Genomic DNA, 15175 nt, shown 5'->3' with positions numbered 1-15175 from the left:
TCCATCATCACAAGACAAAAATCACTCAGAGATATGCGACCCCAGCGTTAACAAATATTGGGGAACGGGGTCTTATTGTGCGGCCGGATGGTCGGGAGATTAGCTTTTTTGTTGTATCATTGTATGGTGCTCAGAATAGGATGACGATTGCCGGTAGATTCGGTCAGATTTCTTTGTCGAAAGTAAGCTCGACTACCATATCGACTGTGGCGGCCGGTTTGTGGCCGGGCTTGAGTATGATTCCTTCGGGATGCTGGGTGAATGCTACTTTCTCGTCACTTGCAAACATTTTTGCAGCCTTGAGTTTGTTGCCGGCATACGGGATAAACACCGGGCCGTCAGTGTCGTTGAGCACATGTATGTACATCTTGTTGCCGCGGTGGGTGGCAACACCCCATTCGTGGGGATTGACGACACCGGAGCGTACCCCTTTTACTGTGGTACCATATGTCTTCATCCAGTCGCCTATGACGCGGAGTGTGCTAACAGCTTCGTCGGGTAGGGTGCCGTCGGGACGCGGACCGATGTTAAGCAGCAGGTTGGCATCTTTTCCGGCCGTCTCCACAAGAAGCCTGATGAGGCTTTCAGGTGATTTCCATGCACGGTCGGCAGGATGATACCCCCATGTGCCGTTCATTGTCTGGCATGTTTCGAGTGGAAGGTCGCTCACCTCCTGGCCGGAATATCCGGCGAAGTTTTCGCCAGGCTTGTCGCGCTCGAAAATCTGGATGTCTTCGCCGGGATAGGGCGAGAGGTGATGATTGGAGCCTATAAGGCATGCCGGCTGCAGAGAGTGTATCAGCTCATACTGGTGCTGTAGATTCCATATGCGGGCTGTCTCGTCGTTGTCATTCCCTTTTTTGTCCCATATGCCGTCATACCATATCGCCCCTATCTGACCGTAGTTTGTGAGGAGTTCGGTGAGCTGTGTGTCCATAAAGGCCAGGTAATCGTCCCAGTTTCCGTCGAGTCGCCGTCCGGATTTCTTTCCGGTACCGCCGAGAGGAGTATAGTCGTTGCGCCCCCAGTCGACCTGCGAATAATATAGGTGCAGCTTAAGACCGTGGCGGGCGCATGCGTCGGCAATCTCTTTTATTATGTCGCGTCTGAAAGGGGTTGCGTCGATAATGTCGAAGTCGGAGGCTTTGGTGTCGAACATCGAGAATCCGTCGTGGTGTCGCGATGTTATCGTTATGTATCCGGCTCCGGCATCCTTGAATGCCTTTACCCACTCGTCGGCGTCGAATCGTGATGGACAGAAGCCTGCCGCAAGATTCTTGTATTCGGCATAAGGCAACTGAAGGTTTTCCATCGCCCATTCTCCCTGTCCGAGCATCGAATATATGCCCCAGTGGAGAAAAATGCCGAATCCGTGGTCGCGAAATTGTTCGCGTGCCTGAAGGTTGCTGTCGGAGGGGGTGTACTCCCACGCTGCAATATTGCCGGATGCACCCATGATGGCGGCAATGGCCAGTGAAGTGAACTTTTTCAACATGAATCGCAAGAGAAATATGGTTTTGATTGACTTACTTATATTGAATTTGCAAATGCTATTGTGTCACAAATTGTGATTGCGAATGACTTCGATAGCCTTGGCGATGTATTCGGCAGTAGGCGAATTGATTTCGACCGAACGGCAGTCGATGCCGTCGTCAGTTGTGCCAAGAATGCGTGGTTGGATTTCGACTATGTTACGGGTGACAAGCTGCTCGCGGGTGAAATCGCATATTTCCTCCGGTGAGAGTGAGTTTTTGAGATTCTTGCGCTCGGAGTGGAATCCTGCTTTCAGGAGTGGCAGGTGGTAGGCGGTTATATCACCGGCCTCGTCAAACCGGGGGTTGACCTCGTCGGGAAACATGATAAAGAATGAACCGTCGTCGAGAAATAGCCACAGAGTGATTATAATGGCTGTGTGCTGAGGCAATGCTTTCAGCATCTCGGCGGTAGTTGCATCCGGCAGATACACCTCAAGGCTGTAGAGATTCCGCTTGTCGAAACACACTTTCAGCGGCAGACGGTACTTCTTTTCTGTTTTCATTTCAAGTGGCGGGGTGAATGTTTTGATGCATGTCACACCGTCGTCGTCGGTAGTGCCTGTTTCGTAGGGTCTGTCAGAACTTACTACTAACTCATATTTCTCTTTGTCAATACCTTTGCGCTTGAAGAAATCTAAAATGTTCATGGTCTTCGGGAATATAAGGGGCTATTCAGAGATTGTCGATTTAGACCATCTAAGCATCGGGATTGTCAAAGAGCTTGTCCTCCTGGTCGAGCTTGAAGTAGCGGGCGAGAAGAGATAGGAATCGGGTGATGCCGGAGATTGCCGCCGATGTCTCTTTCGATATCTCCTTACCTTGCAGGCGCATAAGCAGGGTGCCGTATAGCGCGGCGAAGCATGTCTCGATTTCACCGAGTTTATCGTCGCCCTGGCGTGCGCGCAGTTCCACAATGTAGGGAAGTGTATGGTAGAATGCCGACTGGTAGTCGACAAACTTCGGGTCGGCCATAAGCTGACGATGCAGGTCGTCGAGCTGTATTATTACATTTTTGTTGAGCTGGAGATGACCGGTTTTCTCTACGCCCTCGCGCCTCATCATGTCGATAAGCGACTCGTACCATTCCTCCATCTCTTTTTTCTTTTCGGCAGGAAGGTCATATTGGTCAATAATGGAAGCGCGTATTTTGTCGATATCGAGGTTGTTGGCGCGGATGATGTCTTCAATCTGCCACATATAGAGCAGATATTCGGCTATGTTTTCTTTGCGTTTTTGCGATGCGGTGTACATGTCGTTGCTGTTTTTCTTTTTATAACAAATCAGCCTGTCGGTTTGACGGTGTATATGTGATGTCTGCGCACTATCTGAGGCGTTCGCAGAATTCAATCTTTTCGCCGTCGGGGCCTTTGATGGTAAAGAACTTCACGCCCTTTTCCCAGAAAGGGAGAGAGCATATATGCCCTTCGAGCGCCTTGTGGCCAAGAGCCGTTACTTTGGTGAACAGTGTGTCGATATCCTGTACGTCAAGGGCTACATGGTCTATTGCGCCAGTCGTACGTGTTGCCCGGTGGTTTTCATATATTTCCATCACGAGGTTGCCCAGTGACATGAATGCGACACGCTCGTCGGCAGCTTCGTTGACGGTTTCATAAATAAGGGAAAATCCGAGTGAAGTGTAGAATGCCATGCTTCGGCCGATATCATCGGTTGGCAGCCCGATATGTTGCACGCCTGTTATATGGTCTCTTATATTCATAGTGAGTCGTTTTTGTCAAAGTTAGCAATACGGTGGCAACCTCCCAAATTTTTCCTATAAATTCAGGGAATCTTATGGGATGTCTGGTTTCATGGCGAAAACTGTTTGTCGCGATATGAAAATGCAATGAAAGCATTTGTGAAACATCTAAATAATTTTTAAATTTGCTTTCCAATGTGAATTCATATATTAAAGCCGGTTCTTAACTGAGCTTCAAGACAAGTCTAACTATCAACCTTAAAGTAAATGAACCTTAAGTTATCCATGGCATATGCCTCTCTCCTGGCGCTGCCTATGCTCGGTATTTCCGACGTGTCTGCCGAGATTGTCCACGTGTCTACCCCTGCCACATCGCTTGTGCTGAAGGCCGATAAGGGCAAGGAGTTACGTTTCTACCACTATGGCGACAAATTAACTGATGAAGACATTCAATCGATGACGTCATCCGGAGCGCCGTCGGTTAACGCTTATCCTCCGTATGGGATGAACACTCGCCGCGAGACAGCCGTTGCCGCTACACATACCGATGGCAACATGACGCTTGATCTCGTGGTCGACCGCGTGGAGCGAGACGGAAATGTCACCTCGGTGAGTCTTAAGGACAAGCATTATCCTTTCTACGTGCGGGTGAACTATCGCACTTATCCCGAAACCGACGTGATAGAGATGTGGAGTGATATATCCCATGGTGAAAAGGGCAATGTAGTGCTTTCGGAATACGCTTCGGGCTATATAGCTCTACCTTACGGCGACGTGTGGAGCAGCAATCTGTATGGCGAATGGGCCAAAGAGGGATGGCTTGAAGAACTGCCACTTCCTCACGGATTGAAAGTCATAAAGTCGCGCGACCAGCTGCGTCCCAACCATGCCGCTCATGGCGAGATGATGTTCTCGCTCGACGGCAAGCCTCAGGAGCGCAGTGGACGTGTAGTCGGCGCAGCTCTATGCTATCCGGGTGCGTTCAAGCTGCGCACGCTTAACGATAACAGCAACTGGATTCACTTCTTTGCCGGTATCAACGAGGAGCATTCACCATATTATCTTGCAAAGGGCGAGACATTCACCACTCCCGTTTTGGCTGTGACATACAGTAACGACGGTATGGGACAGGTGAGCCGCAACTTCCATCGCTGGGGCCGCGACACCAAACTCGCTCATGGCGACAAGCTGCGCGATGTACTGCTCAACTCGTGGGAAGGTGTTTACTTCGACATCAAAGAGCACGAGATGGTGCAGATGATGGAGGACATCGCCTCACTTGGTGGCGAACTGTTTGTGATGGACGACGGATGGTTCGGCGATAAATATCCACGCGATAATAATCAGCAGGGACTTGGCGACTGGGTGGTAGATACCGACAAACTGCCGAATGGCATAAAGGGCCTTACCGATGCCGCCGGGAAGGCGGGTGTAAAATTCGGCATATGGATTGAGCCTGAGATGCTTGACGAAAAGAGCGAACTTTATGAAAAGCATCCGGAATATATTATCAAGGCGTCAAATCGTGGAAATATGCCCGGTAGAGGTAAAGCGCAGGTGGCGCTCGATCTGGCCAATCCGAAATGTCAGGATATCGTGTTCACAATCGTCGACACACTGATGACCAAGTATCCTGAAATCGCCTACATAAAATGGGATGCTAACAATGCCATGGCAATACATGGCTCGCAATATCTGTCGGCCGACCGTCAGAGTCACAACAATATAGAGTACTGGCGCGGACTTACAAAGACACTCGACCGTATCCGTGCCAAGCATCCCGACGTGGTGATACAGGCGTGCTCAAGCGGTGGCGGACGTGTCAACTACGGCTATCTTCCATGGTTTGATGAGTACTGGACCAGCGACAACACCGATGCTCTTCAGCGTGTGTATATCCAGTGGGGCACGAGCTACTTCTTCCCCGCCATAGGTATGGGCAGCCATATCAGCGCCGCGCCCAACCATCAGACCGGACGCCGCACCTCGCTGAAATACCGTACAGATGTGGCCATGGCCGGACGTCTCGGCATGGAGCTCCAGCCTAAAGATATGACCGATGCTGAAAAGAATCAGACACGCCGTGCCATAGCCGACTACAAGACGATACGTCCTGTAGTGCAGCTCGGCGACCTGTATCGCCTTCAGTCGCCGTTCGACAAAAAGGGAGTGGCCTCGCTGATGTATGTGTCGCCCGACAAGAAGCAGGCAGCATTCTTCTGGTGGAAGACCGAGTCGATGGCTGCCGAGCAGCTGCACCGAGTACCTATGGATGGGCTCGACCCCGATAAAATATATCGTGTGAAGGAATTGAACCGCATCGACAACAAGGCGCTCCCATTCGAGGGCAAGACTTTCAGCGGACGTGCTCTGATGTCAAACGGACTGCCGATGCCTGCGTTCCACAGTGTCGATAAAGCCGATGCCACCGACTTCTCCTCGCGAGTGTTGGTGCTTGAGGCGCTGTAATGTTTGCCTGTCTCATCAAAATTCGATATTTTTGCATGGAAGTGGTCTGCATGGCATCCGCTTCCATGCAATTTTTTCAGCTACCTGTGACAATTGATTAATTTACCGGCTGAATGTGTGTGTCGGTGATTAATCGCTTAACGTTAGATAATAAATTATGAAAAGAATCTCCATACTTGCTGTGGCTGCGCTATGCGGAGCCACTCTTTTTGCTGAGGATGTGACGTTGCGAATGCTTCAGACAAGCGATGTGCACGGTAATTTCTATCCCTACAATTTCATTACAGGAAAGCCATCCGACGGCAGTCTGGCACGTGTGGCCTCAGCAGTAAAGGATGTTCGCGGCCAAGTGGGCGACGATGCTGTCATCATTGTGGACAACGGCGACATACTTCAGGGACAGCCTACAGTATATTATTATAATTATGTCGATACCGTAGTGCCACACATTGCGGCGCGTATGCTCGACTTTATCGGTTATGATGCAGGTACAATCGGCAACCACGATGTGGAGACAGGCCGTAAGGTGATGGACCGTTGGGCCGCTGAATGTGCGATGCCTGTGCTTGGAGCCAATGTCATCAACACCGCTACAGGCGAGCCGCATTTCCGTCCCTATACGATAATCAATCGCAAAGGTATAAAGATTGCGGTGCTTGGCATGATTACGCCCGGCATACCGGCCTGGTTGCCCGAGGTGTTGTGGCAGGGCCTTCGTTTTGACGATATGGAGGAGACTGCCCGCAAATGGGTGCCTGTAATCATGGAGCGCGAGCACCCCGATCTGCTTGTCGGCCTGTTCCACTCAGGCCAGTCCGGCAATATTCTGGTAAACTACAAGGAGAACGCATCGCTCGAGGTGGCTCAGCGCGTGCCGGGATTTGACGTGGTGCTCATGGGGCATGACCACCGCACGGAGAACAAATGGACTGTGAATGTGGCCGGTGACAGCGTGCTGGTGATGAATCCGGCCAACAATGCAGTCTACCTTGTCGATGTCGAAATGACATTCGGTGTCGACAGTCTCGGACATATCGTCAGCAAGAAAATCGACGGACGTATATCTGATATGGGTGCTTATGAGCCTGACAGCGTGTTCATGGCCGAATTTGCCCCGCAGATGGCTACTATAAAGGAGTATGTCGACACGCCCATCGGCACCATGACGCGCGGTATCACCACCCGCGACGCCTATTTCGGGCCGTCGGCATTTGTCGACCTCATACATGAACTTCAGCTTGGCATTACCGGTGCTGATGTGTCGTTTGTTGCCCCATTGAGCTATGATGCCTCTATACCCGCGGGAGAGATTACCGTAAGCGACATGTTCAATCTCTACAAGTACGAGAATATGCTTTATGTGATGGACCTTACCGGAGAGGAGATTAAGAATTATCTGGAACGCTCGTACGGATTGTGGACACAGCAGATGAAGTCGGCCGATGACCATATGATGCTATTCAGCGACGGCACGCGCAGTGGCGACCAGACCCACTCCAAACTTAAAAACGCGAGCTACAATTTCGACTCAGCCGCCGGCATCATCTACGAGGTCGATGTTACCAAGCCCGAGGGAGAGAAGATAACTATACTACGTATGGCCGATGGCCGTCCGTTCGACCCGGCAAAGCATTATAAAGTGGCTCTCAACTCCTATCGCGGCAACGGTGGTGGCGAGCTGCTTACCAAGGGCGCCGGCATACCGCATTCCGAACTTCCGTCGCGTATCATCAGTGCTACCGACCGCGATCTTCGCCACTATCTTACCGAATATATACGCGAGCGCGGCAAGATTAATCCCCGTCCTCTCAACCAATGGAAATTTGTGCCTGAGAAGCTCGCTCGTCCAGCTGCCAAGCGTGACAGAGCCATAATGTTCGGCAAATAAACAACAAGCGCCGCATCCCCGATAGATGCGGCGCTTGTTGTTTATTTGATGGTAAATCAGAGTAAACGGTCGCGGATGGCGTAGCGCGGACGGTGTTTTACTTCGGTATATATCTTGCCTACATATTCACCGACAATGCCGATGGCCATGAGAGTAAGGGAACCGAGAAACCATATGGAGATAATCAGCGAGGTCCAGCCTGAGATTGTGCTGTGGGAGAAGTAGCTTGCGAATACCCATATGGCCACTGCGATATCCACAATGAGCAGTATGAGGCCTACGACAAAAATAATGCGTATCGGCTTGGATGAGAATGACGTGATGCCGTCGATAGAGAAGCTCAGCATCTTGGCGAGGGGATATTTTGACTCGCCGGCCACACGTTCGTGGCGTTCGTAGGTCACTATGGCTGTGTCAAGGCCGAGTTGCGGGATGATACCTCGAAGAAACAGATTGCTTTCACCATATTCCGACAGCAGGTCGAGAGCCCTGGCGCTCAGCAGACGGTAATCGGCATGGTCGTAGATGGTGTCGAGGCCCATATGGTGTTGCAGAGAGTAGAACGCATGGGCCGTAGAGCGTTTGAACCATGTGTCGGTGGCACGGCTTGACCGCACGCCATACACTATCTCTTTACCGAGGCGGAACTCCTCGACCATGCGTACTATGGCTTCCGGGTCGTCCTGTAGATCGGCGTCGATTGATATAGCTGCGTCGCACATGTCGCGCACGGCCATCAGGCCGGCAAGCAGTGCGTACTGGTGTCCGCGGTTGTGGGCGAGAGATATACCTTTGATACGAGTGTCTTCGGCATGAAGCTGTTCGATTACCTGCCATGTGCGGTCGCGACTGCCGTCGTTGCTGCACATTATGAAACTGTCGAGGGCTACAAGGCCGTCGGCGGCCATGCGGTCGAGCAGAGAGAGTATGCGCGCCGATGTGATTGGTAGCGCTTCTTCTTCGTTGTAGCAGGGGATTACGATTGCGATACGTGGCAGAGGTGCTGACATGGCTCAGATAATTGATGTGGAATGCTTACGGACGCGGATGTGCCGCGTCCGTAAGCTGTGGATATCAGGATAAATCAATAATTGCGGGCGAAAATCACACGGCGTGCCGAGGGCTTGCCTGTGTAGATACAAGTGCCGGGAGTGGTATCGCCGTCGAATGGGATACAGCGTATGGTGGCCTTGGTTTCTTCCTTGATTTTTTCTTCGGTCTCGGTGGTTCCGTCCCAATGAGCGAGCAGGAAGCCTCCCTTTTCGATTTCGGTCTTGAATTCCTCCCAGGTATCGACCGGGCGGGTCATGCTCTCGCGAAGGCGGAGCGCCTTGTCGTAGATACCCTGCTGGATTTCTTCAAGGAGAGTTGCCACATATTCGGCGATGCCTTCGAGGGGAGCCGAGTGCTTTTCGAGGGTGTCGCGGCGCATTACCTCAACGGTGCCTTCCTCGATGTCGCGCGCTCCGATGGCGAGGCGCACGGGCACACCCTTGAGCTCGTAGTCGGCAAACTTGAATCCAGGACGGCGGTTTTCGGCGTCGTCATACTTGACGCTGATGCCGAGCTCGCGCAGGCGGTTGATGATGGGGTCGACGTGGGCCGAGATGGCGGCGAGCTGGTCGGCATTCTTGTAGATGGGGATTATCACTACCTGGATGGGTGCGATGTGGGGAGGGAGCACAAGGCCGTTGTCGTCGGAGTGGGTCATGATGAGCGCGCCCATCAGTCGGGTGGATACACCCCATGATGTAGCCCATACGTATTCGGGCTTGTTCTCCTTGTTGACGAAGGTCACGTCGAATGCCTTTGCGAAGTTCTGGCCGAGGAAGTGGGAGGTTCCCGACTGGAGAGCCTTGCCGTCCTGCATCATTGCCTCGATGGTATAGGTGTTGATGGCTCCGGCGAAACGTTCGTTGGCGCTCTTCACACCCTTTACCACGGGCACGGCAAGGTATTTCTCGGCGAAATCGGCGTATACGTCGAGCATCTGTATGGCGCGTGCCTCGGCTTCTTCAGAAGTAGCGTGGGCGGTGTGTCCTTCCTGCCAGAGGAATTCCGCTGTACGGAGGAACATGCGTGTACGCATCTCCCAGCGCAATACGTTGCACCACTGGTTGCAGAGGATAGGCAGGTCGCGGTATGAGTTGATCCAGTTGCGGTATGTGTTCCAGATGATTGTTTCGGATGTGGGGCGGATGATGAGCTCCTCCTCAAGGCGTGCCTCGGGGTCAACCACCACACCAGAGCCGTCGGGGGCGTTCATGAGGCGGTGGTGGGTCACTACGGCACACTCTTTGGCGAATCCCTCTACATGCTCTGCCTCACGGGAGAGGAACGATTTGGGGATAAGCAGGGGGAAATATGCGTTGCGCACGTCGGTGGCCTTGAACATGTCGTCGAGATAGCGCTGCATCTTTTCCCAGATGGCGTAGCCGTAGGGTTTGATTACCATGCAGCCGCGCACGGCGCTCTGCTCGGCCAGATCGGCCTTGACTACCAGTTCGTTGTACCACTTTGAGTAGTCCTCACTGCGCTTTGTGAGATTTTTCAGTTCTTTTGCCATTGCAATATATGTATTTATTTCCTTTTCAATAGAGTATTGACAACTGCAAATTTACGAAAAAATGTGGTAACAGATAGGATTCCCGTGTAACTTATCGTATCTGCCGGACCTTTATCCGGGAGATGTAATGGTATACATGCATAAAGCACGACAATCCGGAAATTGCCGTGCTTTGATGAGTTTACTTATGTAAGAGAGGGGTATTATTTGCGGGCGATGGTATCGCTTACGGTGAGGTGGACGCGACCCTTGGCACGACGACGTGCGAGGACCTTGCGACCGTTGGGAGTGGACATACGTTCACGGAAACCGTGCTTGTTTACTCTCTTGCGGTTGGAGGGCTGGAATGTTCTCTTCATTGCAGTATAATGTTTTGTTGTTATTAATCAAGGTGTCACGGCATGCGCATAATGCAGGCTGTGGTAAATCGCGTGCAAAATTACGCAAAACATTTATAATTTGCAAATGTTGCGTTAAATTCCGTACGCTAAAATTTTTTCAGGCTTGTTGTATGCTGTCAATCAGGTCGATGTCGGCATAATCAGCTTGCCTGAGGAGATGGTAAATTGGCGTGCTCCGGCGAGTGCATGCTCAAGGCAATCGGGCTCGGGGAGGTATAGCCTGGGCTTCAGGGCGGCGGGGAAGCGTGCGAAATATCCGTCGGACGATACGTACCACCGGCAGCTTACCGCTCCAAACAGGCGCGGGATGTCGCGGTACATGTCGGCGAGGCGCGAGCGGGCCGGCACCACTATGCCTGTGCGGCCGTCGGAGAGCTCTACCACTCCTACGAAACGCGGTTTTCGGCATGCTTCGGGCGTAGCCTCAAGTCTGACGGTGATGTGGCGCCGGTGGGTGCGGTTGATTTCCTGCATCATGGCGCGGAACGCGGGTCCGTGGGGAGCCTCGCGCGGTCCGTAGAGGTCGATCCAGTAGTGAATCATCTCGTGGATTATCACATCGTCGAGAGCGTCGGGGCTGAGGTCGAAGGCGCTGCTGATGCTTATCGTGCGGCGGTGTTCTGTGCCTGAGCGGCTGCGCAACGTGCGGTGGGAGAAACTGCCGGCGCGTGTGGCGGCAGAACTTACGCGCAGCTGTATGCGCGGCAGCCGGCCTCCGAATATCAGCTCATTGAACCTGTTGAACCGGTCGCACAGTATCGGCTGGGTCACTGTCATTCGTCGTCGGAATCGAAGTCGAAGTCAAAGTCCCAGCCGTCGTCCATGGCTTCCTCCTTGAATCGCGACAGCTCACGGCCTTCGCGCTTGGTGGGTCGGCCGAGGCCTTTGCGGCGGTCGATGAATCCGCTTATCTTCACTACCTCGAGCAGGTCGAGTTCCGACTGTGGAGTGATGTTTTCAAGATAGTCGGGCACGAGCCGGGCGCCGAGGCGGTTGGCAGTGAGCGCTTTCACGCGGAACGAGTAGGTGACCGGCGGCTTGCGCACGCTTATCACGTCGCCCTCCTTCACTACCCTCGACGGCTTTACGGCAACGCCACCCATCAGCACACGGCCTTTCTTGCAGGCGTCGGTGGCGATGGTGCGGGTCTTGAAGATGCGCGTAGCCCACATCCATTTGTCAATCCGTTCTTCAGTCAGTGCCATTGTTGTCTGTGTTTTTTGACGGAGCCGTCCCCTTGGCCGGGGCCTGTCCGTTGTTGTTGAAGTTACACATGGCAAACTGGATGCCGCTGAGGCAGAATGCCTTGATGGCATCGCACGCTACCTCGATGCGCTGTGGCAGCTCCTCGCGCTGTGCGGGGGTGAAGCGGCCGAGCACATAGTCAATCTGGCATCCGCGCGGGAAGTCGTTGCCTATGCCGAAGCGTAGCCGCGGATAGGCTGCCGAACCGAGCATCTGGGCGATATTTTTCAGGCCGTTGTGGCCCGCGTCGGAGCCCGACGGCTTCAGGCGTATCGCTCCGAAGGGGAGGGCGATGTCGTCGACGAGCACCAGTATATGGTTGTTGTCGATTCCTTCCTTCTCTTTCCAGTAGCGCACGGCATTGCCCGAGAGATTCATGTATGTCGACGGCTTTACGAGCGTCAGCAGTTTGTTTTTCAGACGCATGTGAGCCACGTCGCCATAGCGGTCGGTGGTAAAAGAAATATTGGATGCCTCGGCAAAGGCATCCAATATCATAAATCCTATGTTGTGGCGGGTTCCACGGTATTCGTCGCCGATGTTGCCCAGCCCTACAATCAGGTATTTCATTGGCAGTAACCGGATGATTATGCCTTGGCAGCGGCACCACGTGCGGCACGTGTGAGCTGTACGGCGCAGACAACGGCGTTCTTGGCGTTGACGAGCTCGAGGCCTTCGAAGTGGAGTTCGCCTACCTGGAGGGTCTTGCCGAGGCCGAGGTTGTCGATGTTGATTACCACGCGTTCGGGTATCTGAGTGTAGGGAGCCTTCACTTTGAGCTTCTTCATAGAGAGCTGGAGCTTACCACCGGCTTTCACACCTTCGGCGTGGCCTTCGAGCTTCACGGGTACTTCCACTACTACGGGCTTGTTTTCGTTAACCTCGAGGAGGTCGATGTGGAGCACGGTGTCCTTTACAGGGTGGAACTGTACTTCGCGGAGCACAGCGTTGCGCTTCTCACCGTTTACTTCGAGCTCGATAGCGAATACGTCGGGAGTATAGAGGAGCTTGCGCACGTCGTCGTTCTTTACTACGATGTCGGTAGTGATGATGCCTTTACCGTTGCCGATCTCCACGAGCTTCTCACCGGGCTTGAGGGCTGCGGTGTAGGGGAGGGTAACGATTTCGCCGCCATTGAGGACAGCGGGGATGAGGCCCTCGGCGCGGAGGGTCTTGGCAGCCTTCTTACCGAGGTCGGTACGGGGCTGTGCTGCAAGATTGTAAGTCTTCATTTTGTTGGAATAAAAATTTGTGTTACTCAAAATTAGAGCTTTCTAATTTCCCATCACACGGGGATGCTAAAAAGCGGTGCAAAGGTAGTGATTTCGGGCGAATTATCAAAATGCAGACGCGAAATTCTGTAGAATTCCGCATGACGATTGTCTAATGGATTGTCTGTGAGGCTATCGCCGCTGTATCCGATAGCTTGACGGCGGTATGTCAATCGGTGCTCCGTGGCGTATTATCACCGGAAATCCCAACAGCCCGGCCTCGGTGTCGAGGCTGAGGGTGTCGCCGGTGTGTATGCGGCGGAATAGATTGTTTTTCAGGGATATGGCTTTGATCTTGCCTGAGTCGACAAACCGCACGTCGATGTAATACACCTTGTAGGGCTCGCCACGGCCATACACGCGGCGCGATATGCGCTTCGTGCGGTGGCGGGTCTCGGAGTAGCGACGCTCCACCACCACTGTCTCCTTGTGGAGAGTGGTGCTGTCGGCAAATGCGTAGTTGCATATATATAATGTGGCCATCACCACTCCCGTAGCCGTGACGGTATGGCATGCGAGGTTAAACCACATCGAATCGCTCTGCGTCAGCCGGCGCCAGAGTCTCCACATGCGGCTACCCGACAGCAGGGCGATTATAAGTGACCCTCCGAGCGGTATCCAGGCATTGACCACAGTCTCGCCGTAGATGCCCATCGACGCCCCGTAGGCAACCATTGTGAGGAGAATTATAAGGCCAATCAGAATATAGCGCCCGATAGAACGCATTTTCGTTTTGCACATGACGGTAGTTATTTATAACTTTGTTTACAAATTTAAAACTTTTTTTGAGATGAAAAAGACAGCAATTAAATTTTTATTATCGTTCATGTGTGTGGCCACTGCGGTGCCTGCATCCGCTCAGTTCAATTTAAAGAAGGCTATCGGCGGCGCTACCAAGGCCGTACAAGCTGCTACACTTACTGATGCACAGATGGCTGAGTATGTAAAGGAATCGGTCGACTGGATGGACAAGAACAATCCTGTGACTCCCGACGACAATCCCTATACCATCCGTCTGAAGAAGCTCACCGAGGGTATCACCGAGGCCGACGGCATACCTCTGAACTTCAAGGTATACGACGTAATCGATGTCAACGCTTTCGCATGCCCCGACGGCAGTGTGCGTGTGTTCTCCTCGCTGATGGACATTATGAGCGACGACGAGCTGCTCGGCATCATCGGCCATGAGATAGGCCATGTGATGAAGCACCACTCGAAGAACGCGTTCCGCACCCAGCTCCTTACCGATGCTCTCAAGGATGGTATAGCCTCGACCGGCGGCAAGGCAGCTGCCCTTACCGAATCGCAGCTCGGCACTCTCGGCTCGGGTCTTATCAACGCCAAGTTCTCGCAGAAGCAGGAGAATGAGGCCGACAACTGCGGATACGATTTCCTCGTGTCGAAGGGCAAGAATCCCTGGGGCATGGTGATGGCTTTCGAGAAATTCCTGAAGATGGAGGGAGAGAGTGGCGCCAGCTCGTCGTACATAACCAAAATGTTCTCGTCGCATCCCGAGACCCAGGCCCGCATCGACAAGATGACAAAGCGTTGTCAGGCCGACGGCTTCCAGCGTCCCGCAGCCGAGGAGACAAAGTAATCGCATCGGCTGTTGCGATAGACAAATACCATAATAATAGAGCCACCCGACCGGGGTGGCTCTATTATTATGGCCGATTGGGACTTGTAGTCGGGATTGTGCCTTAGCAGGGAGGGCGTCAGTCGTGGACAGGACGCACGGTGAGGCCGTAGCTGTTGTTTGAACCGGTGCACGATGCAGTAGCCGGAACCAGCGTGTTCCTGTTGATGTCTTCTGCCTTGTAATGACTTTGATAACTGGTCTGTAACGCGCCGTTGTAGTAGTATTCAAATCGGTTGTCAATAAGATATACCATAGTCTGGTCGCCGTTGAATGAGGATGAACTCAGATATGTAATCATACGGAATGCAGGATATGTCTGATCTTTCAGAGAATACTTGTCGGTGAAATCATTGGCTCGTGAGGCTGTGTATTTGGTCATGGTACCGAATATGTTATACCTCAGGCTCATGTCGCGCATGCCGGTGGCCGGAAAGTGGATTGTCCCTCCAGGATATGTTACTGTCC

At 52.8% G+C, this 15175-nt stretch carries 16 protein-coding genes; 3 read left to right on the top strand and 13 right to left on the bottom strand.

Annotated features, from left to right (window positions below):
• Positions 1–163 precede the first annotated feature (163 nt).
• The 4 genes from K2I50_RS02090 to K2I50_RS02075 all read right to left on the bottom strand — a co-directional run bounded on the left by K2I50_RS02090 (position 164) and on the right by K2I50_RS02075 (position 3252).
• Positions 164–1495, bottom strand: a complete 1332-nt coding sequence (locus tag K2I50_RS02090) for an alpha-L-fucosidase (protein WP_301024593.1) — start codon at positions 1493–1495, stop codon at positions 164–166.
• A gap of 63 nt (positions 1496–1558) precedes the next feature.
• Positions 1559–2182: a hypothetical protein gene (locus K2I50_RS02085; RefSeq protein ID WP_301024592.1), complete on the bottom strand. Its 624-nt coding sequence runs from the start codon at positions 2180–2182 to the stop codon at positions 1559–1561.
• 49 nt (positions 2183–2231) lie between these two features.
• A complete protein-coding gene (locus tag K2I50_RS02080) occupies positions 2232–2786 on the bottom strand; it encodes a DUF4924 family protein (RefSeq protein WP_301024591.1) in 555 nt (184 codons plus the stop codon).
• Positions 2787–2856: 70 nt separating this feature from the next.
• Positions 2857–3252 (bottom strand): VOC family protein, encoded by a 396-nt coding sequence (locus tag K2I50_RS02075; RefSeq protein WP_301024590.1) that lies wholly within the window; start codon positions 3250–3252, stop codon positions 2857–2859.
• A gap of 246 nt (positions 3253–3498) precedes the next feature.
• Here K2I50_RS02075 and K2I50_RS02070 point away from each other — a divergent pair, with 246 nt between their 5' ends.
• Positions 3499–5700, top strand: a complete 2202-nt coding sequence (locus K2I50_RS02070; RefSeq protein ID WP_526022940.1) for a glycoside hydrolase family 36 protein — start codon at positions 3499–3501, stop codon at positions 5698–5700.
• A 157-nt stretch (positions 5701–5857) separates the two neighbouring features.
• Positions 5858–7588 (top strand): bifunctional metallophosphatase/5'-nucleotidase, encoded by a 1731-nt coding sequence (locus K2I50_RS02065; protein ID WP_301024589.1) that lies wholly within the window; start codon positions 5858–5860, stop codon positions 7586–7588.
• 56 nt (positions 7589–7644) lie between these two features.
• Here K2I50_RS02065 and K2I50_RS02060 read toward each other — a convergent pair whose 3' ends face one another.
• The 8 genes from K2I50_RS02060 to K2I50_RS02025 form a co-directional block, all read right to left on the bottom strand.
• On the bottom strand, positions 7645–8598 hold the full coding sequence (locus K2I50_RS02060) for a glycosyltransferase family 2 protein (RefSeq protein WP_301024588.1): 954 nt from the start codon (positions 8596–8598) through the stop codon (positions 7645–7647).
• 74 nt (positions 8599–8672) lie between these two features.
• A complete protein-coding gene (gene proS, locus K2I50_RS02055; RefSeq protein WP_301024587.1) occupies positions 8673–10154 on the bottom strand; it encodes a proline--tRNA ligase in 1482 nt (493 codons plus the stop codon).
• A gap of 203 nt (positions 10155–10357) precedes the next feature.
• Entirely contained in the window at positions 10358–10513 is a 156-nt protein-coding gene (rpmH, locus tag K2I50_RS02050) for a 50S ribosomal protein L34 (RefSeq protein WP_068961140.1), read from the bottom strand.
• 162 nt (positions 10514–10675) lie between these two features.
• Positions 10676–11332, bottom strand: a complete 657-nt coding sequence (locus K2I50_RS02045) for a SprT family zinc-dependent metalloprotease (protein WP_301024586.1) — start codon at positions 11330–11332, stop codon at positions 10676–10678.
• Positions 11329–11754 carry an RNA-binding S4 domain-containing protein gene (locus K2I50_RS02040; protein WP_301024594.1) on the bottom strand — a complete coding sequence of 142 codons (426 nt, stop codon included), beginning with the start codon at positions 11752–11754 and terminating at the stop codon, positions 11329–11331. Before K2I50_RS02040 ends, K2I50_RS02045 begins: the two co-directional genes overlap by 4 nt.
• On the bottom strand, positions 11747–12370 hold the full coding sequence (gene pth, locus K2I50_RS02035) for an aminoacyl-tRNA hydrolase (protein ID WP_301024585.1): 624 nt from the start codon (positions 12368–12370) through the stop codon (positions 11747–11749). The genes K2I50_RS02040 and pth overlap by 8 nt, the downstream gene beginning before the upstream one ends.
• A gap of 17 nt (positions 12371–12387) precedes the next feature.
• The gene (locus K2I50_RS02030) at positions 12388–13032 is read right to left on the bottom strand and encodes a 50S ribosomal protein L25 (RefSeq protein WP_135993555.1); all 645 of its coding nucleotides are present in this window, start codon (positions 13030–13032) and stop codon (positions 12388–12390) included.
• A gap of 171 nt (positions 13033–13203) precedes the next feature.
• Positions 13204–13812, bottom strand: coding sequence for a hypothetical protein (locus K2I50_RS02025; RefSeq protein ID WP_301024584.1), 609 nt, complete (start codon positions 13810–13812; stop codon positions 13204–13206).
• A gap of 49 nt (positions 13813–13861) precedes the next feature.
• On the opposite strand from K2I50_RS02025, the gene K2I50_RS02020 reads away from it, so the two are divergent.
• Positions 13862–14668, top strand: coding sequence for a M48 family metallopeptidase (locus K2I50_RS02020; RefSeq protein ID WP_301024583.1), 807 nt, complete (start codon positions 13862–13864; stop codon positions 14666–14668).
• A gap of 118 nt (positions 14669–14786) precedes the next feature.
• Here K2I50_RS02020 and K2I50_RS02015 read toward each other — a convergent pair.
• A partial coding sequence (locus K2I50_RS02015; protein WP_301024582.1) for a hypothetical protein occupies positions 14787–15175 on the bottom strand: 389 nt, incomplete at its 5' end.

This window comes from Muribaculum sp., assembly GCF_029051885.1.
Taxonomy (GTDB): domain Bacteria; phylum Bacteroidota; class Bacteroidia; order Bacteroidales; family Muribaculaceae; genus Muribaculum.
This window is presented reverse-complemented; position numbering and strand designations above follow the sequence as displayed.

Coding starts and splice junctions, on each gene's coding strand:
- K2I50_RS02090 (WP_301024593.1), bottom strand. CDS start 1,495: ATGTTGAAAAAGTTCACTTCACTGGCCATTGCCGCCATCATGGGTGCA.
- K2I50_RS02085 (WP_301024592.1), bottom strand. CDS start 2,182: ATGAACATTTTAGATTTCTTCAAGCGCAAAGGTATTGACAAAGAGAAA.
- K2I50_RS02080 (WP_301024591.1), bottom strand. CDS start 2,786: ATGTACACCGCATCGCAAAAACGCAAAGAAAACATAGCCGAATATCTG.
- K2I50_RS02075 (WP_301024590.1), bottom strand. CDS start 3,252: ATGAATATAAGAGACCATATAACAGGCGTGCAACATATCGGGCTGCCA.
- K2I50_RS02070 (WP_526022940.1), top strand. CDS start 3,499: ATGAACCTTAAGTTATCCATGGCATATGCCTCTCTCCTGGCGCTGCCT.
- K2I50_RS02065 (WP_301024589.1), top strand. CDS start 5,858: ATGAAAAGAATCTCCATACTTGCTGTGGCTGCGCTATGCGGAGCCACT.
- K2I50_RS02060 (WP_301024588.1), bottom strand. CDS start 8,598: ATGTCAGCACCTCTGCCACGTATCGCAATCGTAATCCCCTGCTACAAC.
- proS (WP_301024587.1), bottom strand. CDS start 10,154: ATGGCAAAAGAACTGAAAAATCTCACAAAGCGCAGTGAGGACTACTCA.
- rpmH (WP_068961140.1), bottom strand. CDS start 10,513: ATGAAGAGAACATTCCAGCCCTCCAACCGCAAGAGAGTAAACAAGCAC.
- K2I50_RS02045 (WP_301024586.1), bottom strand. CDS start 11,332: ATGACAGTGACCCAGCCGATACTGTGCGACCGGTTCAACAGGTTCAAT.
- pth (WP_301024585.1), bottom strand. CDS start 12,370: ATGAAATACCTGATTGTAGGGCTGGGCAACATCGGCGACGAATACCGT.
- K2I50_RS02030 (WP_135993555.1), bottom strand. CDS start 13,032: ATGAAGACTTACAATCTTGCAGCACAGCCCCGTACCGACCTCGGTAAG.
- K2I50_RS02025 (WP_301024584.1), bottom strand. CDS start 13,812: ATGTGCAAAACGAAAATGCGTTCTATCGGGCGCTATATTCTGATTGGC.
- K2I50_RS02020 (WP_301024583.1), top strand. CDS start 13,862: ATGAAAAAGACAGCAATTAAATTTTTATTATCGTTCATGTGTGTGGCC.